The organism is Clostridium sp. UBA5119, from assembly GCF_002414285.1.
Taxonomy (GTDB): domain Bacteria; phylum Bacillota; class Clostridia; order Clostridiales; family Clostridiaceae; genus Clostridium_J; species Clostridium_J sulfidigenes.
Genome location: NZ_DHYX01000100.1, coordinates 1 through 23,592, shown reverse-complemented (window position 1 = coordinate 23,592; position 23,592 = coordinate 1). Strand labels below are relative to the sequence as shown.

Annotated in this window: 21 protein-coding genes and 2 pseudogenes; 2 read left to right on the top strand and 21 right to left on the bottom strand. The window is 29.6% G+C overall.

Annotated features, from left to right (window positions below):
• Positions 1-50: 50 nt before the first annotated feature.
• From B2671_RS15450 to B2671_RS15430, 5 genes and pseudogenes are all read right to left on the bottom strand, one after another.
• Entirely contained in the window at positions 51-422 is a 372-nt protein-coding gene (locus tag B2671_RS15450) for a NifB/NifX family molybdenum-iron cluster-binding protein (RefSeq protein WP_346871207.1), read from the bottom strand.
• Positions 422-808 (bottom strand): metalloregulator ArsR/SmtB family transcription factor, encoded by a 387-nt coding sequence (locus tag B2671_RS15445; protein WP_346871206.1) that lies wholly within the window; start codon positions 806-808, stop codon positions 422-424. Before B2671_RS15445 ends, B2671_RS15450 begins: the two co-directional genes overlap by 1 nt.
• A gap of 110 nt (positions 809-918) precedes the next feature.
• Positions 919-1,239, bottom strand: a pseudogene (locus B2671_RS15440) (rhodanese-like domain-containing protein).
• A 250-nt stretch (positions 1,240-1,489) separates the two neighbouring features.
• Complete coding sequence (locus B2671_RS15435; protein ID WP_346871205.1) at positions 1,490-1,690, bottom strand: GNAT family protein; 201 nt, start codon at positions 1,688-1,690, stop codon at positions 1,490-1,492.
• Between the two features lie 145 nt (positions 1,691-1,835).
• Positions 1,836-3,341 carry a carboxypeptidase M32 gene (locus B2671_RS15430; protein WP_346871204.1) on the bottom strand — a complete coding sequence of 502 codons (1,506 nt, stop codon included), beginning with the start codon at positions 3,339-3,341 and terminating at the stop codon, positions 1,836-1,838.
• Between the two features lie 661 nt (positions 3,342-4,002).
• On the opposite strand from B2671_RS15430, the gene B2671_RS15425 reads away from it, so the two are divergent.
• Positions 4,003-4,572, top strand: a complete 570-nt coding sequence (locus tag B2671_RS15425) for a LemA family protein (RefSeq protein WP_346871203.1) — start codon at positions 4,003-4,005, stop codon at positions 4,570-4,572.
• Between the two features lie 2 nt (positions 4,573-4,574).
• Positions 4,575-5,372: a TPM domain-containing protein gene (locus B2671_RS15420; RefSeq protein ID WP_346871202.1), complete on the top strand. Its 798-nt coding sequence runs from the start codon at positions 4,575-4,577 to the stop codon at positions 5,370-5,372.
• 70 nt (positions 5,373-5,442) lie between these two features.
• On the opposite strand, the gene B2671_RS15415 is transcribed toward B2671_RS15420, so the two are convergent.
• The 16 genes and pseudogenes from B2671_RS15415 to B2671_RS15340 form a co-directional block, all read right to left on the bottom strand.
• Entirely contained in the window at positions 5,443-6,303 is an 861-nt protein-coding gene (locus B2671_RS15415) for an undecaprenyl-diphosphate phosphatase (RefSeq protein WP_346871201.1), read from the bottom strand.
• A 192-nt stretch (positions 6,304-6,495) separates the two neighbouring features.
• The gene (locus B2671_RS15410; protein ID WP_346871200.1) at positions 6,496-6,891 is read right to left on the bottom strand and encodes a PqqD family peptide modification chaperone; all 396 of its coding nucleotides are present in this window, start codon (positions 6,889-6,891) and stop codon (positions 6,496-6,498) included.
• Positions 6,892-7,071: 180 nt separating this feature from the next.
• Positions 7,072-9,003 carry an OPT family oligopeptide transporter gene (locus B2671_RS15405; protein WP_346871199.1) on the bottom strand — a complete coding sequence of 644 codons (1,932 nt, stop codon included), beginning with the start codon at positions 9,001-9,003 and terminating at the stop codon, positions 7,072-7,074.
• Positions 9,004-9,220: 217 nt separating this feature from the next.
• Positions 9,221-10,663 (bottom strand): aminoacyl-histidine dipeptidase, encoded by a 1,443-nt coding sequence (locus B2671_RS15400; protein ID WP_346871198.1) that lies wholly within the window; start codon positions 10,661-10,663, stop codon positions 9,221-9,223.
• 475 nt (positions 10,664-11,138) lie between these two features.
• Complete coding sequence (gltS, locus tag B2671_RS15395) at positions 11,139-12,341, bottom strand: sodium/glutamate symporter (RefSeq protein WP_346871197.1); 1,203 nt, start codon at positions 12,339-12,341, stop codon at positions 11,139-11,141.
• A gap of 395 nt (positions 12,342-12,736) precedes the next feature.
• Complete coding sequence (locus B2671_RS15390; protein ID WP_346871196.1) at positions 12,737-13,123, bottom strand: hypothetical protein; 387 nt, start codon at positions 13,121-13,123, stop codon at positions 12,737-12,739.
• Between the two features lie 1,072 nt (positions 13,124-14,195).
• Positions 14,196-14,981 carry an EFR1 family ferrodoxin gene (locus B2671_RS15385; protein ID WP_346871195.1) on the bottom strand — a complete coding sequence of 262 codons (786 nt, stop codon included), beginning with the start codon at positions 14,979-14,981 and terminating at the stop codon, positions 14,196-14,198.
• Positions 14,982-15,151: 170 nt separating this feature from the next.
• Positions 15,152-16,039 (bottom strand): tocopherol cyclase family protein, encoded by an 888-nt coding sequence (locus B2671_RS15380; protein WP_346871194.1) that lies wholly within the window; start codon positions 16,037-16,039, stop codon positions 15,152-15,154.
• Positions 16,032-17,469: pseudogene (locus B2671_RS15375) on the bottom strand (FAD-dependent oxidoreductase). Before B2671_RS15375 ends, B2671_RS15380 begins: the two are co-directional and overlap by 8 nt.
• 111 nt (positions 17,470-17,580) lie before the next feature.
• On the bottom strand, positions 17,581-18,294 hold the full coding sequence (locus tag B2671_RS15370; protein WP_346871193.1) for a phosphatase: 714 nt from the start codon (positions 18,292-18,294) through the stop codon (positions 17,581-17,583).
• A 30-nt stretch (positions 18,295-18,324) separates the two neighbouring features.
• Complete coding sequence (locus tag B2671_RS15365) at positions 18,325-19,725, bottom strand: serine/threonine-protein kinase (RefSeq protein ID WP_346871192.1); 1,401 nt, start codon at positions 19,723-19,725, stop codon at positions 18,325-18,327.
• Between the two features lie 12 nt (positions 19,726-19,737).
• Positions 19,738-20,508 (bottom strand): PP2C family protein-serine/threonine phosphatase, encoded by a 771-nt coding sequence (locus tag B2671_RS15360; RefSeq protein WP_346871191.1) that lies wholly within the window; start codon positions 20,506-20,508, stop codon positions 19,738-19,740.
• A gap of 68 nt (positions 20,509-20,576) precedes the next feature.
• Positions 20,577-20,870, bottom strand: a complete 294-nt coding sequence (locus B2671_RS15355) for a WXG100 family type VII secretion target (protein ID WP_346871190.1) — start codon at positions 20,868-20,870, stop codon at positions 20,577-20,579.
• Between the two features lie 67 nt (positions 20,871-20,937).
• Entirely contained in the window at positions 20,938-21,231 is a 294-nt protein-coding gene (locus B2671_RS15350; protein WP_346871189.1) for a WXG100 family type VII secretion target, read from the bottom strand.
• A 46-nt stretch (positions 21,232-21,277) separates the two neighbouring features.
• A complete protein-coding gene (locus tag B2671_RS15345; protein ID WP_346871188.1) occupies positions 21,278-22,576 on the bottom strand; it encodes a tetratricopeptide repeat protein in 1,299 nt (432 codons plus the stop codon).
• Positions 22,577-22,595: 19 nt separating this feature from the next.
• Positions 22,596-23,159, bottom strand: a complete 564-nt coding sequence (locus B2671_RS15340) for a hypothetical protein (protein WP_346871187.1) — start codon at positions 23,157-23,159, stop codon at positions 22,596-22,598.
• Positions 23,160-23,592: the final 433 nt, after the last annotated feature.

Genomic DNA, 23,592 nt, shown 5'->3' with positions numbered 1-23,592 from the left:
ATCTATTTTGCGAAAGCCCCTCATACAATTCTTTAACTTTTTATTATATTTTAATGATGGTCACATCCATCATGATTACAAGTATGATTCATGGCGAATTCTGACAACTCACCTTTTTTAAGCTTCTCTAAGTTTATATTTATAGTTCCTTCTGCTGCTCTATATACCTTTATTCCTTGGGAATTTAGCTTAACTATAGCTCCTTGACCAATACCACCTACAACCACAGCATCTACTACTTCTCCTGATAATGCTTTCATTGGTTGACACATACCATGTTGATGACCTAAATCACCATTTCCTATAGTTTTAACCTCATTAGTTTCTAAATTACATACTACAAACATTGGAGCTGTTCCAAAATGTCCATATGGTACACTCTCCATACCTTCATTAGATTTAACTGGAAAACAAACCTTCATTACTCTTCCTCCTTTAATCTCTCTTTACAGCATTTCTTTACCACCTTACAATTTTTTTCACATTGTAAAGCATGAAAGCTCTCTAACCTTATATTAAACTTATCATCTATTAGGCGTACATCATCAGTAATTAATACATTAATAAATTCTATAGCTTTTTCTAAAACTTTCTTATTTAAATCATAGATTACATGATATCCTCTTTTGTAACCTACAATTAAATCTACTTCCTTAAGAATTTTAATGTGTTGTGATACTGCAGCTTCAGAAATTTGTAAATGCTTAGCTATTGCCTTTGCACAAATATTCTTCTTAGATAATAATATTAGTATTTTTATTCTTGTTTCATCACCAATAGCTTTAAATACTTTTACACTTTCTATCATATATACTCCTTTTATAATATAATTTAATTAAGTATTAGCTTAATTAAATTATATTACTCTTAAGTAATTATATCAACTACAAATTAAAATAATCTATACATTAATTAGAGTTATTTTCCTTCTGCCCCTCTATATGCTCCAATACCACCTGTAACATTAATCACATTAAAACCTTCTTTATTCAATCTCCTACAAGCAAGTGAACTTCTCGAACCTGTTTAACACATGAGATAATATTCATTTTCTTTTTTAAGATATCTGTCTGGATTGTTTAAAAGATTTCCCATTGGAATATTTCTAGCTGTTTTTAAACTTCCATTTCTATATTCATATATTTCTCTAATATCAATTAAATTAATCTTACCTAACAAACTATCTATATCATTAATATTTATTACTTTTCCATTATCTCTTTTAAAAAAATTAAACATTATAACGCCTCCCTATATATGATAATTCAAAATCTGCTTTTTATTATACATATATTTTATCCTTTTTAATATTTTATTTATGTGAGTTAATCACTTATTGTTTATTATTAATGGTCACATGGATTTCTCAATCACTAATTTTAGATTTAACTAATTTTCATATAAAATGTAATAAAAAAATAAGAACTATAAAACTGAAAGTTTATAGCCCTTATTTTTTAACAGCCTAATGTTATATAATGTTCTCTTTCTATTTTAGTGCTTCACATATGATTGATTCATGGAAATCAGTATTCAATATATCCATGAAGACTTCATCAAACTCATTATTTCCATATATAATAGAGTTTCTTCTTCTTCCTATCTCTTTAAATCCAATCTTCTTGCATAAGTTAATAGCCCTTTCATTAAAAGAAAAAGTTTCTATCATTACGTTTCTAAGATTTATCACATTAAAAGAAACTCCTTCTTACATGCACTGTTTTAAAGGAAACTCCTTCTCATATATATTCGAATGAGTAAGTTCGACTAACTAAATCATAGATTTAGAGTCTCACTTAAGTTCCACTGACCAAATATAAAATTTGGAGTGTCACTTATATTTCGTATATTTCTCCGTATTTTTTATTTAAGTACTCTAAGAAATATTTAGGATTTAATTCTTCTCCTGTTACTTTTACAATAAGCTCTGATGGAGTATAAAGAGAACCAAATTGATGTATGTTTTCTCTTAACCAATCTTTTATTACTGTAAAATTACCATTCTTAACTTCTTCGTCATAGGTAGGTATCTCTTGTCTCATTTTATTTAAAAATTGAGCTCCATATACATTACCAAGAGCATAGCTTGGGAAATATCCAATTAACCCTGCACCCCAATGAGTATCTTGAAGAATTCCTTCTGAATCATATTTAGGCTCTACACCTAAATATTCCTTGTATTTTTCATTCCAAGCAGCTGGTAACTCTTCTACTGTGATTTCATTATTCATGAAAGCTCTTTCCAATTCATATCTAATTATAATATGAATGCTATAAGTTAATTCATCTGCTTCTGTTCTAATTAAAGAAGGTTCTACCTTATTTATAGCTTTATAGAAATCTTCTAAATTAACTCCTTCAAATTGAGGGAATCTCTTTTGAGCCTCTGGATAAAAATAAGCCCAAAATTCCTTACTTCTTCCTAGAATATTTTCATAGTATCTAGATTGTGATTCATGTACACCCATAGAAGTTCCGCCTGAAACACCTGTATATTCTAAACCATCTGCTGAGTTTTGCTCATAAATACCATGTCCACCTTCATGAATATTGCTAAAGAACGCACTTCTAAAATCATGTTCATCATAATTAGTTGTTATTCTAACATCTTTATTTCCGAAGTTAGTTGTAAATGGATGAACAGTAGTATCTAGTCTTCCTGCCTCAAAATCATATCCTAATTTTTCTAAAACAAATTTACCAAATTCATCTTGATCTTTAGTAGGAAATTGCTTTTTAAAGAAGGACTCGTCTATACTTACCTTAGAGGCTTTAATCTTCTCTAAAAGGTCCACTATACCATCCCTAAGCTCTTTAAATACTTTATCTACCCTATCTACAGTCAATCCTCTTTCATAATCATCTAAGCATTTATTATATATGTTTCCTTCATATCCTATATATTCAGCAAATTCCTTATTAAACTCTATTATCTTTGCTAGATATGGCTTAAAGCCTTCATAATCATTGTTTGCCTTAGCTTGTTTCCAAAATGCTTCTGATGTTGAACATAACATTTGATACTCTTTATTTCTTTCAGGTGGTATCTTTATAAGCTCATCATAGTTTCTTTTTAAGTTTTCTATAATCTTTTTATCCTTAAAAGATAACTTGTCCATTTTATCTGAAAAGTACTCTATCCATTCCCCTATTCTTGGAGAAGTCATAAGTTTTATACATTCCGAATATAGATACCCAACTACCTCAATTCTTCCATCTATAGCTTTTGAGGGTATTCCTGTTTGCATATCCCAATGTATTAAGCTTTGTGCATGAATTAAGTAAGTTACATTCTTAATATGCTCCCTTACTTCACTTAATTTTTCTTTAATAATCTCCATTATCCTCACTCCTTATACCTTGTACTACATATATTTCCTTGTACTAATTATATCTTTAATTTCAATATAATTCCATAGCTATTTATTAAATTTATATTTACTAATATCACTTATTCAACTTATAAACAAAGTTTAATCTCATTAATTTCCTTCTAAAATTATTTATAATCTAATAATAATTTTGTCACACAGATGTCACAATTTACCCTTATTATAAATATTAACAGGAGATAATAAATATTTCGTAAGTAATTCCCCAAGATTATATAAGAGATAATTAATTTCCTAATATTTAAAGTAAATAAATTAACCCCTGAAATAAGTAATCCACTTTAAATATTACTTTTAAGCAATATTTAAAGTGGAAACCCTTAGTATTAAGTAAAATATCAAACACTTCATAAATAATCCCCCCTGATTGTAAATGAAGATAGAGGTTAATATCAAAATAAGAAAATTCTGTGCAAATCACAGGATTTTCTTATTTACATTGATTTTGTAAATTTTCTTGATTATAATGAATATAATGTAAAGCAACAGTTTTAATTTATAACTCATTACTTTACGTTTCTAATTAATCTTGTTAAGAATAAGATTAATTCATATATAATATGTGAAATTAAAACATATACTAAATTAAACATTGAAAGGAGAATAAATTATGAAAAAAGGTATGAAGGTTTTCCTTCCTATAATAATTATTGTGATTATTATTGCTGTATTTTTAGTTGGAAATTACAATAATCTTGTAACTCTTAAACAAGGAGTTAGTGCAGCGGAATCAAATATTGATACTCAGCTTCAAAGAAGATCAGATTTAATCCCTAACCTAGTTAATACAGTAAAAGGATATGCAACTCAAGAAAAGGAAATATTTACGGAAATAGCTGACGCTAGAGCTAAACTTGCAGGAGCTACAAATATCTCTGACCAAGCAGCTGCAGATACTGAACTATCTAACGCTCTTTCTAGATTGTTAGTAGTAGTTGAAAATTATCCTGACTTAAAATCTAATCAAAATTTCTTAGATTTATCAGTGCAATTAGAAGGAACAGAAAATAGAATTGCCATTGCTAGACAAGATTATAACAATGTAGTAACACAGTATAATACTAAAATCTTAAGATTTCCTGCCAATATAGTAGCTTCATTATTTGGATTTGACGAGAAACCATTTTATAAAGCAAGTGCAGGTGCTGCAGAAGTCCCTTCTGTAGACTTTTCTAAATAAAGATGAAAAGTACAATTAAATTTTTAAAGCACTGTCTTTCTTTACTTGTTGTTATACTACTGCTCTCTTCTTTTAGTGCATTGGCAGAAGATACTTACCCTAGTCCAACTAAATATAAATATTTAAATGACTATGTTGGCATTGTAGATAGTGAAGATGCTAATAAAATTATTTCCTTAGGTAAAGAACTTGAGGATAAAACAGGTGCTCAAGCTGTTGTTGTTGTAATAAATACACTAAACAATACTCCAATTGAAGATTATAGCAATAGTCTCTTTAGAACCTGGGGAATAGGTGAGAAAGGCAAAGACAATGGTCTTTTAATTCTTGTAGCCATAGATGATAGGCAATGGAGAGTAGAGGTAGGAAGAGGTCTTGAAGGTGCTATACCTGATGCACTTTCAAGTAGAGTTATGACTTCCATTGCAAAACCAAGTTTTAAAGATGGAAATTATAGTGAAGGAATTCTAAATAGTTATAGTGTTTTATGTGATTATGCTAGTGAAGAATATGGTGTCACCTTAGATAAGTCTTTGAATGTAACAATGCCTAGTGAAGAAGATTATGAGGATAATGGTGGTTTTAACATATTTATATTTATAGCTATCATCATCTTTGTATTTATAGATTCCATCTTCAATAGAGGTAGATTACTACGAATGTTATTTTGGACTAGTAGAGGTGGAAGAGGTCCTAGAGGTGGCGGTGGCTTCGGCGGCGGTGGTTCTTCCGGTGGCGGCGGCTTTGGCGGCTTCGGTGGCGGTTCTTCCGGTGGCGGTGGATCATCTGGTAGTTGGTAGTTATAAAAAAAGAGAACAAATTCATTGAAAAATGAATTTGCTCTCTTTTTTATTAAAGTTATCATTTAATTTAAGCTACTAAGGTAATAACCTTTGTAAATACTAACACAGCAAGTAGTACTCCTACTGCTACTCTGTATATAGCAAATACTCTCATAGGCTTTTTCTTTAAGAAAGTAACGAATTTGTCCATAACTATTATTGATACAACAAAGGCAACAATAAACCCAATTATTAATGCAACCCATAAGGTTGGAGTCATAATAGAATAGTTAAATTCAAATAAATCTTTAGCTGATGATCCTACCATTGCAGGTACTGCTAAGAAAAATGAGAATTCTGCTGCTACTGGAGTTGAGAGCCCAGCAACCCAACCTCCCATTATGGTAGATGCACTTCTTGACATTCCTGGCCATACAGCAAGAACTTGGAATATCCCTACCTTTAATGCTTGCATAGGTGTTATATCATCTATGTTTTTAACAGCTTTGTTTTTTCTCTTTCTAAAGAAATTTTCCACTATAAGTAGTAAAAATCCTCCTACTAATAATCCAACAATTACTGATTGAAGATTAAATAAGCTTTTAATTTGCTTATAAAAAATAACTCCTACTATGCCCATTGGAATACATCCAATCAATACATTAATTCCAAATTTAAATCCAGTTTGACCCTTCTTACCCAATGTGAATATGCATTTAAAAAATTCTATTACACTATCCTTAATCTTATTCCAATATAATACCACTACTGCAAGTATAGCCCCTAGTTGAATAACTACCTGAAACATATCAGCAAACTCACCACGGAAGTTAATAGCATTACCAACTAATATCATATGTCCCGTAGATGAAACTGGAATAAACTCTGTTAATCCTTCTACTATTGCAATAATTATTGCTTTTAATATAACTATCAAATCTAAACCCACTAATTTTCACTCCTTGCTACTTGTACCAATTTTGACATACATATAGTTTACCTTACATGTATAAATAGAACAAGAGGATAACCTTACATATATCTTTCAATGATGTAAGGTTATCCTCTCTAATACCTATAACCCTTGTATTTACATAGGTCTTGTAATTTTAAATTTTATGTTAATTAAATGTTATGTATATTAAATTTCAACTTCTTTATCATATTCTTTAAACTTTATCCATCCTCTTTTAGATATGTATTTTAAATAAGTTACTAATCTATATAGTTCTCCATCTACATTTTCTTTATAAATTTCTGCCATAAGTTTTGCAATATCATAAACGGTTCTATTTCCATCTATATACTTCCATACTGTAGAACATCTCTCATCTAGTTCTAATTTAGTTTCAGGAGTTCTTTTAACCATCCAGGCTAGAAATTTTTTAACTGGATCAGTAACTTTTATATGTATAATAACTTTACCATCTTTTTCTTCCCAATTCTCTTGTTTAATTTCAGGTACATAAAGGGCAAAATTATGCTTTGTATCTTGAGCTTGTTTTTGTATTTCTTCTTGTGTTTTCTTATTCTTCATGCAAAATTCCTCCTAACTTATTTATAACCATTAAATGTAAGATATTCTTTAATTCAAATTATTATACTTTATTATGTACTTTAAGTTATTATAATATTAAAATCGCTTGTCCACAGATAGACTTTACCTGTGGCAAAGCGATTTTAAATTATTATATAATTTACTATTTAATAGTTACAACTATTTAACAGCTTTGTCTTTTTTACAAGAGAACATGTAAATCCATAATCCTAGTAATAAGAACATTACACAAGCAAATAGATTGCTTTGAGTTATTCCTGGTAAGAAATTCTTACCAAATGCTATAGGTACTTGAGCTGCTGCTAGACCAGCTACTACTATACCCATTAATGCATCTCCAGCAACTAAACCTGAAGCAAGAAGAGTTCCTTTTTCAACAACTTCTCCTCTTCTGTCATTATCCTTAGAGAATTTTCTTTCAACTATTTCTCTGATAATTCCACCAACTAAGATAGCAGCATTTAAAGTTATTGGTAAGTATATACCAAGAGCAACTGGTAATACCGCTATTCCAGCTAATTCACAGAATAATGCAATTGCAGCACCAATTATTATTAGTGTCCATGGCAATTGAGCTGTCATAATACCTTCAACGATCATTTTCATAAGTGTAGCTTGTGGTGCTGCTACAGCTGCAGAACCTATTCCATAAGCAATGTCTAGCATATTAATTACAAGTGCTGCAAAAACTCCTGCTACTGAAAGTGCAATAAACATTCCTAATTGAACTTTTTTAGGAGTACCACCTATAATAAATGTAGTTTTTAAACTTTGTGCTGCTCCACCAGCTACTGCTATAGCAACACAAACAACTCCACCTATTAATACAGCTTTAGTCATATACTCTTGACTTACTCCACCAGTTAATTTAATTACAGTAGTTACAAATAACATTGTAGCTATAGTCATACCTGAAACTGGGTTGTTTGATGCTCCAATTATACCAACCATTCTAGCTGAAACAACGGCAAAGAAGAAGCTGAATAAAACTGCCATGATTCCACCTACAAATCCACCGTTAACCATTGGTAATAACCAAGTTAATGCGAATCCAAAAGCAGCTGCTAGAATAACCCAAGTAAGAGGCGCTTCTAAATCAATTCTACTTACTTTGTCATTTTTACCTGCACCTATTCCACCCATAGCTTGTTTAAAACTTGTGATAATAGTAGGAATAGACTTAGCAAGCGAAATAAAGCCTCCCATTGCAACAGCTCCAGCACCTATATATTTAATATAGTTAGCCCAGATTTCGTTAGCACTCATTTCAGCTATAATTTTAGTAGCTGGGAATAAAGGTTCTGCTAGTCCAACTCCTAAGAATTTAATTAATGGTATAAGTGCAAACCAAGCTATAACAGAACCACCAAACATAAGTAATGATGCTCTAGTACCAACTATAAATCCAACACCAAGAAGTGATGCTAAAGTGTCAAATCCCATCATTGTACCTTGATAACTTTTAATAACATAAGTAGCTTGCTCTCCCCAAAGTGCAAATCCACCTGAGAAAAGTTTATATCCAGCTCCTACTCCAAGACCAGTCATAACTGTTTTGAAGCCTTGTCCACCTTCACTGCCAGTTACAAGAACTTCAGCTGCAGCCATACCTTCTGGATAAACTAAATTTCCGTGTTCTTCCACGATTAAGTATCTTCTAAGTGGTGTAATGAAAAATACTCCCATAACTCCACCAATTATTGTAACAATAACAACAGTTAGAATACTTAATTTTAACCCCCATAAAATTAATGCAGGTAAAATAAATATAATTCCCCCGGCAATAGATTCTCCCATAGCAGCTAGAGATGCTACCATGTTAGCTTCTAGAATGTTATTTCTTCTAAACATTCCTTTTAATACTCCAGTTGCAATAATAGCACCAGGAATACCAGCTGATATTGTCATACCAACTTTCAGACCAAGATATGTGTTAGCCGCTGCAAAAACACATGCTAAAATAATACCTAAAATAATTGAATAACCTGTTGTTTCTGGCATTGCCATTGATGTTGGAATAAAAGGAACATATTCTTCACCTTTGCATCCACCATAAGCACTTTGAGATAATTTTCTTTTCTCTTGGTTCATAAACTTTTTCTCCTCCTTTGTAACTCTTTAACAAGGCACCCTAAAAAAGCCACTAATTACTATGTTTAAAAGTTTAATTTATCTACAAGCTATATCTTTATCTTTAATTAATACTATTGATAAAAATATAAACATATTAACTAGTACTCTTCAGGATGCCTAAATCAAATTGTTTATTTTTATATTAAATATCTAAAGTAAAATTTACCTTAGGTATTTATTTAATATTTTCTAACAGTGCTATTATAAAGTTCCATACTCTTTCAACAGATGATATACTCATATGTTCATTTGGAGTGTGTACATCAAATAAATTTGGTCCAAAACTTATCATATCCACATCTGGCATTTTTTCTTTTAAAAGTCCACATTCAAGTCCTGCGTGGATAGCATCTATTTTGGGTTCTTCACCAGTAACGTTTTTATAAGTTTCTATACATAAATCTCTTATTGGTGAGTTTGGTTCATATTGCCATTCTGGATAATCTGAATCATTAACAACCTCGGCACCAACTAATTTTGCTACAACATCTATCCTATCTGTGATAGCATTTTTTAATGTTTTTACAGAGCTTCTCACAGCAGAAATAAATGTAACTTTTTCTTCACTAAATTCTATTACACCTAAGTTAAGGCTACTTTCTACTAACCCTTTAATGTCTTCACTCATAGTTTGAATTCCATTTGGAGCAACTATCAAATAAGAAACAATTTCTTCAGTTACTTCTTTAGTTAATTGTCTATCAACTTCAGCCTTATCAACTATTACAGTTACATCTGGATCTTGTATTCTTAATTCAGTTTTAAAAATCTCTAATGAGTTATTAGCTATTTCTCTAACTTTTTCTACATCTTTAGTAGCTACTGTAATTGTAGCTTCTGCTTCACGTGGAATTGCATTGTTTTTAGCTCCTCCACTTATATGAGAAATATTAAAATCTACCTCTTTTGATACGTCATTTAATAATCTTCCCATAAGTTTATTAGCGTTTCCTCTTTGTTTTATTATTTCCATACCAGAGTGTCCGCCTTTTAATCCTTTAACTTCTAGTTTTAAAGCCTCATTAGAAGCATCTTCCCATTGATTATTTATATTTACATAGTTAGTAACTCCACCAGCACAACTTACAAGAAATATTCCTTCTTCTTCTGAATCAATATTCAATAATATTTTTCCATCAAGCTTTTTAGGATCTACTGCTATTGCTCCATACATACCTGTTTCTTCACCAGTTGTAACAAATAATTCTATAGCAGGGTGTTTTAACTCTTTTGAATCTAAAATAGCTAATCCATAAGCTACTGCTATTCCATTATCTGCTCCTAGTGTTGTTCCATTGGCATAAAGATAGTCTCCATCGATTCTAAGCTCTAATGGATCCATTTCAAAATCATGTACCTTATCCTTATTCTTTTCACAAACCATGTCCATATGACCTTGGATTGTTACTACTGGTGCATTTTCATATCCTTGAGTTGCAGGTTTTTTAATGATTACGTTTAACTCATCATCTTGTATTACTACAAATCCTCTTTCTTTACCAAAGTTAGCCAAATAATCGCTGATAACCTTTTCATTACCTGAACCATGAGGTATTTTAGTTAATTCTTCAAAATAGCCTAGAACCTTTTCTGGATTTAACCCTTTTAATATAGACATAAAAATCCCTCCATTTTTTGTATTTATTTTATAGTTAATATGTACTTTATATATATTTCAACATTTTATTATATTTTTCGACTTGCAATTTTATATTAATTCTATACTTATAAATTTATAAAGTCAACATATATAAAATAATTATTTTTTGAAATATTACCTATAACCATTTAATAATTCATATAAAACTTTTATATTTTATATAATTAAAAAAAGTATTTATAAAAATAGAATTATTTATTATTTCTTAAAAAATAATTCTATATAATACCTATGTTAATAGAAAGATTTTATACTACCTTTTTATAACAACTTTTTCTAATCTCATAATTATTATATCTTTTATAAATTAATTTCATACATTTTAACCTAAGAAAAGCAATATACTATTTACATTTTAATAGTGTATTGCTTTTTCTTTTATATTCTAATATTTTAATGTGTCGTTATTCTATGATTGCTTAAATTAATGGCTTTAATGAATTATATTTATAAATAGTGTAATAATTGCGGAATTTACGAAATCTATGAATAAGCACCCTACAATTGGTACTACAAAATATGGGGTAGGTGCAAATCCAAACTTATTTGAAAGTGCATCCATATTAGCTACAGCATTAGGTGTAGCTCCCATTCCAAATCCACAGTTTGCAGATGCAAAAACCGCAGCTTCATAATCTCTACCCATAATTCTAAAGGTTATGAAATAAGCAAATACACCTATAAGAATTGTTTGTGCTATTAGCATAACAACCATAGGAACTGCTAAATCTAAAAGTTCCCATAACTTTAATCCCATAAGAGCCATAGATAAAAAGAAGGATAAGCTAATACCTCCAAGATTTTCAATTTCTTTTTCTACTAACTCAATATTTGTGGCATCACAAATATTTCTTATAATTGCAGCTACAAGCATGGCCCCAATATAAGATGGAAAAGTTAACCCAATTCCTTGAATAAAATTAGATATTATAGATCCTATTCCCATTGCTTTAAAAATCCAAGATGCTCCTGACATTAATCTTTTATGACATAGTATATCTTGATTATCTTCATTAAAATCTCCTAGTGGCATACAGGCATTATCATCATCCTCCTTCATAGGAGTATTAAGCTTATGGCGTATAATTAATGTTCTAGCAACCAATCCTCCAATTATACTTCCCATAACGAGACCAAAAGTCGCAGAAGCGAAGGATACAGTTGTAGCACCTGCAATTCCCATTTCTTCTAAAATAGGTCCAAATGACCCTGCAGTACCATGTCCCCCTATCATAGGAATAGAGCCTGTACAAATTCCTAATAAGGGTTCTAAATTAAACAAGGCTGCTAACGCAACTCCAACTGTATTTTGTAGAATTACTAAAAGTACTGATAAAATTAAGAATGTTACTACTTTTATACCACCTTTTTTTAATATTCTAATACTAGCCGTAAATCCAACACTAGTGAAAAATGCAGTCATAAAAATATTTTGTAGAGTTGTATCTAAATTAATTGATATAAGTCCTGTCAGTCTAAATATAAGCATAAGTATTGCAAAAATAAGCCCTCCTATAACTGGTGCTGGTATACAATACTTTTCTAATATGGATATTTTTTCTTTTAAATATTTTCCAAAATAAAAAACTATAGAAGCTAATGCCATTGTTTGAAATATGTCTAATGTCAATTCCATAAATTAATCTTTCCTCTCATCATATGTGTATCTTAGTGCATAAACAGAGTTCTTAGCTTCTTCGAAGCTTACTAACAGAATTTCTAGTATCAATTTATTTGATACTTAGAATTCGTTGTCCTTTAGGGGAAATTGTTATCCAGGGACGTAGCAGCTCTTAACTGCCACTTTTAACAAAATGGTAGTATTAGAGCCAGTAGTCATCGGATAAACAGATTTCTTAGCTTCTTCGAAGCTTACTAACAGAATTTCTAGTATCAATTTATTTGATACTTAGAATTCGTTGTCCTTTAGGGGAAATCGTTATCCAGGGACGTAGCAGCTCTTAATTGCCACTTTAAAAAAGATGGCAGTATTAGAGCTGGTAGTCATCGGATAAATATCAATTTTTTAAATCATTGAGTTATTTCCATATTATTAAAAACCTTTTTCATATCGTAATGTCCATAATACCAAAAATACTCATTTATAGATGCACTATCATCAGTATTTAGAATGTTATCAATTATAACTTGTTCCTTCCCCTCTCTATTCCCTTTAATTAAATAAAATTTATTTTCTTTATCTTTTCTTATAAATACAAATTCACTATCATCATTAATATAGTTAGGATAAAAATCCCATCCCATAGATGAATTAGTCAATTTAGTAATTTCATTGTTTTCTAAGTTTACTTCATATATATGTTGATTGTTAGAACTTTCCCATTGCTGAAGATTTTCACTATAAGCTGAAGCAGAATATATTATCTTACTACCATCACTAGAATAGTTTGGAGTCATAGCTACTTCTCCATCCTTAGTGATTTTTTTAAAGCTATCATCTTCTAAATTTAATATTCCTAAAGTTTTANNCTATATGCACCATTTATAATAGCCACTAAATTATCATTTATAGGTGATACAGACATCATATCCTCGTAAGTTAAAACTATAATCTCTTTATTAAGTATCTTTCTACATTTGTTACTTTCATCATTATAAACTCCTATGGGCACTCCATCTGCTGTCATAGATGCAGAATTAGGTCTACACCATACAATTAAATTAACTCCATTAATAGAAATGGTAGCCATCTTTGGATTCAACCCTAAATCATGATTTTGGGAATTTATAGGTATATATGGTACCACTACTTTTTCTTTTTTAGATGCTAAATCTAACTTAACTATACCTAGAGGAAAAGGATAATTATCTGAATTACTTTTTTTTATAATATTCTTTACTGCAAATAAAGAGTTATCTTTTCCTAATAAAATTTGCGTATAGAACTCTTTTCCTCCAGTCAATGCTTCTTTAGTTTTATCTTTAACTCCAAATATATATGCTCCTCCTGTAGACTTGGAATAAATTAAATTTCCATCCTTGTTCCATTGATAGGCAGTAACATTATCATCTACATTAATATTGTTGTCTACTTTTTTATGAAAATCTATTTTTGCTATATACAGGTTATCCTTAGTATCCCGATAGGCTACATATCCATTTTCGCTTATGATTGGCTCTCTATAATTCCCACTATTAATTATTATTTTTTCTGAAGGCTTATTAATATTCACTGCCCAAATACCTTCGTCTTTTACAACTACTGCAACCTCTATTTTATTATCTTGCTTTCTATCAGCTAAATTATAACTTCTCTCTTTAGCAAAAGCTACATCACATAATATATAATTGAAAATAAGTAATACAAAAATACCTTTAAATAAGTTTTTCATGGATAAACTCTCCTTTGAATTTGGTACTCTTATTGTTATTTCTATTATAGAAATATATACACATTTTAAAATGTAAAGTTGTAATGATAAAGAGAGCCTTTAAAAATTTAACTAAGCTATATGAAATTCTTATCAAGTTATATTTTCATTTCACCTACATCAATTTTAGAATTTCTATATTTCTTTTTATTAATTGTATATTTTCCATATTGGATGGCTTCCTTAGGACAATAACTTATACATGCTAAACATTGACAGCAGTTGTCTCCCCATTTAGGAACTTTATCAACCTTAATGCATTTAGTATTACATACCTGTTCACAAAGTTTACATCCTATACAATCATCTGTAACATGAAACTTTTTAGCATTTATACCCAACTTATTAAATATAGGATTAGCTATGGCTGTCATAATCTTAGGCATGGGTCCTGTTTCAACCTTAAATACATCCCTAACATTATCACTTATAAGATTATTTACTTCCCCAAGGGTCTCTAAAGACTTAGACATCTTGCTATTCACAATATCATCTTCATCTACTCTTCCAAAGATAATATAATTACTAGGCATGACAATTGAAAATCCACTATTTAATTTTAACCCCTTAGCACCTAACTTTTTACCTATTATATTCATGTTATTTCCTATATTCTCACCACAGGTTACTACTGCTGTTAAATAATTATTCTTATAGTTATTTAATTTTAATTTACTAATGAATTTAACTACTGGTGCTGGCGGCGCCCAAGCATAGATTGGGTAAACAAAAATAATCTTTTCTCTTGCCTTCAAGTCATACTCATAAAATTCTTTTTCTTGTTTCATCTCTTTAGATATTGAAATTAATTCTTCCCCTTGATTACCAGATAAATTTTTTGCTACATATAAAGAATTTCCTGTTCCTGAAAAATAAAATACCATGGCACAATTCCCCCTATAGATTTTTTTGCTATTGTTTTAATATACCATATAGATATATATTTATGAAATAGTCTTTTTTAAAATATTAAACTAGCATCTTAATATTTTAAATGCTAGTTTAATATAAGTTTATAATTCAATTTTTATTAGATATAGAACTATTTAAAATCTTATTTATCCACATATTCAAAGCTACAGTTGTCACTTTCTATATCAAAGACTAACTTATCCTCTATATAAAACTTAAAGTTAGCTGAGCAAGCTGCATTTTCATGGATAGTTCTACTCATATTCCCACTTAAGGGTGCTAATAACTTTTGTGAATTTCCATCATTAACTTTTATCTGCAATTCATACTTGCCCCTTTTTAACATTAATGACTTACAATTATATTTAAGAATCCTAACTCCATTATAGGTAGATAATCTATATTCTCTTCCTTTATAATATACAACACATATACATCCTTTAAAATTTAACCCCATAAAAGGAATATCTGCTATAGCCCCCATTATAGATATTTTTTCATTTTTAAAATCATTACACTGGGTCCATAAGTAAGTCTTAGGAAAAGAGTTACCTCTATCTGTTTCAATGTATCCAACTCCGCCTTGAAAATCCATCTCTTCACCATTAATAATTAAAGTTCCTTTTAATTTATGATATAAACTAATTATACCATGGCTACATTCCATGAAAGGTATAAAACTAAAAGGTCCCATTATATCATATTTTACAGGAGTCAATAAGTCATATTCTATTTTCCCCTCTATAGTTAAACCCTCATCTTTAATGTGGACTTCAATGCCTTTAGATGAAAAAATACTATCTCCAATTTTTATTTTTAACTTATCTTCATAAACTATAAATTTAGAAAAACTATAATTTATATTGTAGGAATTCTTATTAGTTATCACTTGTATAAAGGCTGACCTATTTCCTTTACTATCTATATTTATGCCAGGTATAAAGGATATAGTATCCTCACCCTTTTGATGTTTAAAATACCAGCCCTCAAAAAAATTCTTTTTCCTTGTATAACATTTAATTTTATTCATGGGATAATCTCCTAATAGCTGGACTTTCTATCCAATTACCCTTGTAATCAAATCTAGAACCATGACATGGACAATCCCATGATAACTCATCAGGATTCCATTGAAGTTCACAGCCTAAATGAGGACATTTTGTAGTTACAGTAAATATATTACCATTATTATCTTTGTATACCCCAACTTTATCTCCATTATATTCTACAATTCCACCATGACCAGTTTCTACCTTATCTACATGTTCACTTGGAATGTGAATTTTTTGTGCTATAAAATTCTTTGTAGTTTCTATAACATCCTGTGCTAGATTTTTACTTGATGCTGACATATCAAATCTTGTAGGAGAAAATATATCTGCAAAATCATTTTTATTTCCAGATATCATATCAGATAAAATCATAGCTGCCACCATAGAAGATGTCATTCCCCATTTTTTATAACCCGTTGCCACATATACATTAGGAGTTTCAGTGGAATATTGACCTATGTAAGGTATTTCATCTATAGGAATACAATCTTGAGCAGACCAATGATATTTCTCCTTAGCATTAGGATATAACTCCTTTGCTACCTGTCTTAATTCTTCATACTTACTACCAGCTTCATTTTTGCCAGTTCTATGCGAACCTCCACCAAGCAATAATAAGTTCTTATAGTTTCTAAAAGAGTATGCCCATTTATCAATACCAATGTACATTCCATTGACATCTTGAGCATTCTCTAAAGCTATAANNGGATCTTTCTTGATGCATTCTAATGAAATAATACCCAGGTGTATTCATAATTGGATAGTGAGTAGCCACTACTATTACCTTAGCAGCAACCATCCCTTTATTTGTAACAACTAGCTCATCTTTAATTTCTAAAGCTTTAGTATTTTCGTAAATGGTTAATTCCTCAGTAATAACTTCTAAAAACTTAAGCGGATTAAATTGACCTTGATTATAAAATTTCAAAGCTGCCTTAACCTGAAAAGGAAGCTCTATATTTTTTAATAGTTTAGCTTTTATTCCTAACTTAGTTGCTGCATCTAATTCTTTTTCCAAAGCTTCAATATTATCCAATGTATATAAATAAGCATCCTTCTCCTCATAGTCACACTTAATTCTCTCATTCTCTATTATCTCTTTATATTTTTTTATAGCTAACTCATTAGCACTTGCATATTGTCTTGCCTTATCTTCTCCAAATTCTTTGATTAACTTATCATAAATTAAGGAGTGCTGAGAAGTTATCTTGGCAGTGGTATTTTTTGTATTTCCACTACAAATCTCTTCAGCCTCAATTATAACTACATCTATTCCTTTTTTCTTTAGCATATAGGCAGTTAATATTCCTGTTATACCAGCTCCTATAACTACTACATCTGCCTCTATATTTCCATTTAAAGATTCCCTCTTTTTAAAGTTACAGCTTTCAATCCATACAGATTTCATAAAATCACCTCATAAATAGTATTCCATTTTAGTGATTTTATACACAATTAATTATCAATAAAGGTGCTATATCCACACAAATATAACATTTTGTTGATATACCACCTTATATTATCTTTTTCCTAATACATATTCCAAAGAATCCATATTAAAATTTAATACAAGTTCTTCTGGGAAATCTATCTCCTTAAGTAACTGATAGCAGGCTGAAAATTCTCCTACATCATAGTAAATATGAGCATCACTGCCCATGATTATTTTAACTCCATGTTTTTTACATAAGTTTAGAAGAGTTATTTGATTTTCTCTAGCATTTCTTCTAAAGCTCTTTGGAGATATGGATGTATTATTCATTTCAAAAACCATATTTTTTTCTTTAGCCGCTAATACTACTTTTTCATAATCCAAAGGAAATCTACTATCATCAGGATGACCTATGATTTTAACATAAGGATTATCCATAACCTTTATTAAAGCATTAGTATTTTCTTCAATGGTTCCTGGTGCTACACAAGGTGGATGCATACTAGCTATGACATAGTCAAGTTCCAGTGCCAACTCCTCTTGTACATCTATTCTACCTTCATAATCCATTATGTTAGCCTCTATTCCTTTTAGAATTCTAACTCCCATAATTTCATCCTTAATCACCTTTAAATTATTAAAATAATATTCATGAGCTGTACCTGGCATAGATATAGCATGATCTGAAACTCCAAGGACCTTTAGCCCCTTATCTCTAGCTTCCTCAATATTTTCCTTTAAAGTACTATAAGCATGCCCACTAGAAATAGTATGGGTATGTAAATCCATTAAAGCCTTCATTATATCCCTCCATTACTTTACTTCTTTCTGCTAAATTTCAGCATCAATATGAGTTATACAAATGTCCAATTCATTAATAAAAGTACTTGAAAATCCACTATTAATATCCTCTATTGAAACACTTTTATACTCATCAAAAATACCAGTATCGTCATTATAAAATAAGGTTGTTTCTTCATCATCAAGAAGAGTTGTTTCTTCACTATCTAGAAAATCCACTTTCTCATCCAAATTGCATTCATCCTTATTAGAATCAAGTAGCACGATTTCCCCAACCTCCAAAAAATCAGTCATATCTTTTCTTATTTTTATTTGAATTTCTCTTCTTCCTTCACTACTCTGATTTTCTAAGTTTATTCTATCTAAATTATTTTTATCTCTATTTTTTATAGATTTTTTTAATCCTAAACCCGTTATATCATAGAGTATCTTTCCAATTTTATATTTCAAAAATATTATTATAATAACACTAAATACTGCTATTGTACATAAAATACCTAAAGAAAATAATACTCCTCCACCTTTAATTGTTTTAATATTCTCAAAAAATATTAAAGTTACAATTAACGATATAATAAACATTACTAAACTAAGTGAGAATAAAGATATCTTTCCTATGAGCTTTCTTTTATATCCTTTAGTCAATTTATCAACATTTTCTAAATCATATAGTAATTCATTACAAGTTTGATATCTTTCTTCTGGATTTTCCTTTAAACATTTCTCTATAATATATTCTAATCCCTCTGGAAGAGAAGTGTCCATTTGTCGTATAGATCTTAATTTAGTATTTTCTTTAAAATTTAACCCAGTAACTAATTGATACAGTGTAACTCCTAAACTATATATATCAGTTCTCCTATCCGTCTGTCTATTACTTAATTGCTCTGGAGCAGCATAAGCTTCTGTACCAAAGTTAGGTGCATTTTTTTTTGTTTCTGATGTCACGGATATTCCAAAATCTATTAACTTTATCTTTCCTTCTGGTGTTAACATGATGTTATGTGGTTTCATGTCACTATATATGATTGGATATGGTTTTCTAGTGTGAAGATATTCCAATATATCAGCTAATTGCTTTCCCCAATTAACTACCTCTTCTACTGAACATTTTCCCTCACGATCAAATTTCTTTTTCAGGGATTCACCTTCAATATAATCCATAACAACATATATATGTCCATTTCCCTCTATGATATCATATATTTTAGGCAAATTAGGATGATCAAAAGATATTAGTAAGTCCGCTTCTGCTTTTAAACATTTCAATAGTATTTCATTGTTTATTTTATTTTCCTTTCTAATATCTTTAAGTACAACCTGTTTTCTTAATCTATTATCATGAGCAAGATATATTATACTCATGCCTCCCCTATCAATCTCTCTAAGTATCTCATATCTATGATCCACAATAGTTCCCTTATTTATCATTTTTAACACCTCCTATTCTAAAGCCTTTATGATTATTGTTGTAATATTATCTGCCTCTTTTCTTGATTTAGCTATTTCTACTAGCTCCTTAGCCCTATTGTTTAAATCATCTTTAGTATTTATATTCTCTACTTTTAAAGCATCATAAATTTCTCTCTCTCTGAGTTTTCCATAAAACCCATCTGAACATATCACATATATTTGATTTTCCTTTATTTCACCTATGACCATGTCAACATTAATTTCCTTTTTAGCACCCACACATTGTAGTAAAATATTTCTATTTGGATGGCGTCTACCTTCTTCTTTTGTTATATTTCCTCGCTCAATCTCTCTTTGGACTAGTGTTTGATCCATAGTTAACTGTTCAATGCTATCCTCAATTTTATAAACTCTACTATCTCCAATTTGAAAAATATAATATTTATTATTTATAGTTAGAAACATAGTTAATGTAGTTCCTAATCTTTCATTCATTCTTAATCCATAAGCTAATATCTTCTCATTTAATTTTAATATTTTTTCATTAATAAGGTTATAAATATCCTCTGCATACACTTTATTAAAATTTATATGTGGTAATTCCTCATTAAACCATCTATTCATGTCTCTAATTATAGTAGCACTTGCAAGTTCACCCTTTTCAAATCCACCCATACCATCACAAACTATAAATAAACCAATTCTACCAAAGGGGCTAGTTGCAGTTTTTATAAGTAACGAATCTTCATTAATATCTTTTTTTATACCATTATCAGTACAATATCCTACTAAAAATCTCATATTATCAACCTCTTATTTAAAATTGAAAAGAACATTTCTTTTCAATTGAAATGTTCTTTTCTTCCTTTTTACTTTCCGAAAGCTGTTGCTATGTCAGAATCTGCTTGTTCTAATGTTTCAGCAGCACCTTGTAATTGGTCAGCTATTCCTTGTACTATTTCTGGGAATTTTTCTTTTAACATTGGTAACATTTCATGAAATGCATTAACAAAAGCTCCTTGTGCAGCTCCTTCCCATTCACCTGCAATTGCATTTACTCTAGATTCAATTGCGCTCACCTCACTAACTATTGTGTTCATCTTGTTCACCAAGAAAGCTGATCCCTGTTTTAATTCGTCTGGTGTAATTCTAATTTGTGCCATAATTAATACCTCCTAAGTATTTAAAAATATTTATTTTAACCCAAGCTATTTGCTTGAGGTTATAGCATTAAAATTTTAATTTTTTACTTTCATCTACAACTGTCCCATATTGAGTTTCTGCTTCCTTTAATAAGTCACACAAAAATCCAATAACTTTAGTATATTGTTCAATTGTTCCTCCCCAATCTTTTTCATAAAGTTCAAAGAACTTATTCCCAGCATCTGATTTCCACCCACCATTTTTTAATATGGTTACTGAAGAACTTAATTTTTTCTTTGTGTTATTCATACTAGTAATTGCTTGTTTGTACTTTTCGATTGCATTTCTAAATGCTTCTATATCTACCTCAAAATCAGCCATAAAATTTCATCTCCTTAAATTATTTCTCCAACATCAAGAAGTGGTCTTATCTTTTTAGCCTTTTCGTAATCCTCTTTNNTGCCTTTACCATTTCACCTTGTTCTTTATAAATAGTACTTCTTATTAGATATGCCTCTGCATTATCATCTAAATTTAATACATAATCTATTAATTCAATTGCTTTTTCAAAATCTCCTGTATCTTTATAGCATAATACCCTAAATAAATATGCTTCTATATTTCCTGGCTCTTTAATTGTTATTAATCTTAATATTCTTTTAGCTTCTTTATAAAATTTTTCTGCTTCATCTAATCTATTTAGCATTTTTAGACTAAATGGTTTATAATAAATTCCAGTTCTACCATATTGAGACTCTTGACCATTACTAGCTAATACCTCTGCATTTTCTAATACCTTTTCATAGTTTCCTGAACTTAAATAAGCATTCATAAGAAAATATCTAGCCTCATAGTCGTATTCTCCAGCTTCTAGTTCCTTCATGCTCTCTAATAATTGAATAGTAGCTTGTACGTCTTCCTTTTGAGCGTAAATTTTTGCTTTTTCAAATACTAAATTTCTCTTTTCATATTCATAATCTTCCATTTCCTGTGCATCATCAATCATTTGTAAAGCTTTATCATACTCGCCTTTAATATTAAATAACCTTACTTTATCATATAAGATTGAAACATCCTCTGGAAATAGCTCCTTTGCATGATTAATAATCTTTTCAGCCTCATCATATTTCTCTTGAACACAATATATTTCAAACCTTAAATGATATCCTTCAAAAATATCTGGGAATAATTCATTTAGCTCTTCTAAAGTTTCTAAAGCTTCTTCATAACTATTTGTAGCAATATATATAGCTGCTTTTCTTAGTCTAAAATCAGGTCTAAGAGGATCTTTAGCAATAGCTTTTGTATAGTTTCTTATAGCTAGTGTATAATTTCCCATCTCTTCATATACAAGTCCTAAGTTATGATACATCTCTCCATCTTCATATCCATAAGATGCAGCTTTATTATAATATTCTATTCCTTTAGAAATATCATTTTGCATAAAGCTAATATTACCTAAGTTAAAATATGATAAAGGATTTGTCTTATCTATTAGTAAAGTTTTCTTAAAATATTCCTCTGCCTCATCGTAATTTTCCATAATAGCAAAGGCATTTCCTAAGTTAAAATATGTATCAATTAACATAGGATCTTCTTTCTCAGCTTTCTTGAAATACTCTATTGCTTCATCATATTTCTCTACTCCTAATAATGCTTGTCCTTGTTGATTATATTCATAAGCAATTGAATACTCAACATCATCTCTTAATTCATCTTCTCTCATAATTACCTCCAAATGCTTCCTATCTTACTTCATTAATCTGTATATCTGAAAAATTTTTAACTTCATTAATAAACTTGTGTGTAACTACTTCTGTCATATATATATCATTAGTATATTGTTTGTTTAACTCTTTAAAATTGTATTCTTCTTTTTTATTATCACTATAAGTTATCTCAACAAATGGATGACTTATTATAGATAAGCACTCTTTATTTCTATCTATCTGAATTAATTGTATATCACTATATGGTATGATGTACTTTTCTTCTCTTCCCCCTTTTTCATCTTCTCTATCAATACTCTCATACAATATTATAAGCTTATCTTCATAAACTTTAATTTTACCAGGTAAAAGCTTAAATTTCCCCTTTGAGGTATGTAAAGCTGGTATAAGTGCCCCTAAAAAAAGTGCACTTTGCCCACCTGCCCTCAACAAAGACTTCCCATCTATAAGCATACTAATAGATAATATAATAGTAGCTACTATCCCAAACTTTAAGAAAAATCTTTTTAGCTTTCCTTTTTTAAAAGTAACATATATTTTACTTCTAAAATTATACACTTTTTCAACTGTTTCTTCCATAAATATACCTTAATTATCCTTTCTTTATTTCAAAATAATATATCCTATTATCTTAAATACTTATTTAATCAAATTTCCAATCTACTATACTATAAATAATTATCTACCTTGTCCCTAATAATTATATGTTTTTATATTTTACTCTTCCTGCTTATTTATAACTTGTACCTTANNATTTTCTTCTAAAGTTCTTATGAAATCTTCATTATTTTCATAATAAAGGTAAAATCTTCTTTTATCGTCTTTATGATTTTCAATATATAGAATCTGATTCTCTTCATAGTTTGAATATACTGTAAGCTTCATATCCCCATATATCTCCAACCGCTCATGGTAAGTATTCACTACCAGCCTTTTAATGTCCCTATACTTAATTCTGTCTAGTGTATATTCATTTGTTGATGAATTATTAGGTACAAATCCATATTCTAAC

Bases quoted from the DNA above. Each gene is read 5' to 3' on its own strand.
- B2671_RS15450 (WP_346871207.1), bottom strand. From the start codon at position 422: ATGAAGGTTTGTTTTCCAGTTAAATCTAATGAAGGTATGGAGAGTGTA.
- B2671_RS15445 (WP_346871206.1), bottom strand. From the start codon at position 808: ATGATAGAAAGTGTAAAAGTATTTAAAGCTATTGGTGATGAAACAAGA.
- B2671_RS15430 (WP_346871204.1), bottom strand. From the start codon at position 3,341: ATGGAGATTATTAAAGAAAAATTAAGTGAAGTAAGGGAGCATATTAAG.
- B2671_RS15425 (WP_346871203.1), top strand. From the start codon at position 4,003: ATGAAAAAAGGTATGAAGGTTTTCCTTCCTATAATAATTATTGTGATT.
- B2671_RS15420 (WP_346871202.1), top strand. From the start codon at position 4,575: ATGAAAAGTACAATTAAATTTTTAAAGCACTGTCTTTCTTTACTTGTT.
- B2671_RS15410 (WP_346871200.1), bottom strand. From the start codon at position 6,891: ATGAAGAATAAGAAAACACAAGAAGAAATACAAAAACAAGCTCAAGAT.
- B2671_RS15405 (WP_346871199.1), bottom strand. From the start codon at position 9,003: ATGAACCAAGAGAAAAGAAAATTATCTCAAAGTGCTTATGGTGGATGC.
- B2671_RS15400 (WP_346871198.1), bottom strand. From the start codon at position 10,663: ATGTCTATATTAAAAGGGTTAAATCCAGAAAAGGTTCTAGGCTATTTT.
- gltS (WP_346871197.1), bottom strand. From the start codon at position 12,341: ATGGAATTGACATTAGACATATTTCAAACAATGGCATTAGCTTCTATA.
- B2671_RS15390 (WP_346871196.1), bottom strand. From the start codon at position 13,123: ATGACTCCAAACTATTCTAGTGATGGTAGTAAGATAATATATTCTGCT.
- B2671_RS15385 (WP_346871195.1), bottom strand. From the start codon at position 14,981: ATGGTATTTTATTTTTCAGGAACAGGAAATTCTTTATATGTAGCAAAA.
- B2671_RS15380 (WP_346871194.1), bottom strand. From the start codon at position 16,039: ATGAATAAAATTAAATGTTATACAAGGAAAAAGAATTTTTTTGAGGGC.
- B2671_RS15370 (WP_346871193.1), bottom strand. From the start codon at position 18,294: ATGAAGGCTTTAATGGATTTACATACCCATACTATTTCTAGTGGGCAT.
- B2671_RS15365 (WP_346871192.1), bottom strand. From the start codon at position 19,725: ATGATAAATAAGGGAACTATTGTGGATCATAGATATGAGATACTTAGA.
- B2671_RS15360 (WP_346871191.1), bottom strand. From the start codon at position 20,508: ATGAGATTTTTAGTAGGATATTGTACTGATAATGGTATAAAAAAAGAT.
- B2671_RS15355 (WP_346871190.1), bottom strand. From the start codon at position 20,870: ATGGCACAAATTAGAATTACACCAGACGAATTAAAACAGGGATCAGCT.
- B2671_RS15350 (WP_346871189.1), bottom strand. From the start codon at position 21,231: ATGGCTGATTTTGAGGTAGATATAGAAGCATTTAGAAATGCAATCGAA.
- B2671_RS15340 (WP_346871187.1), bottom strand. From the start codon at position 23,159: ATGGAAGAAACAGTTGAAAAAGTGTATAATTTTAGAAGTAAAATATAT.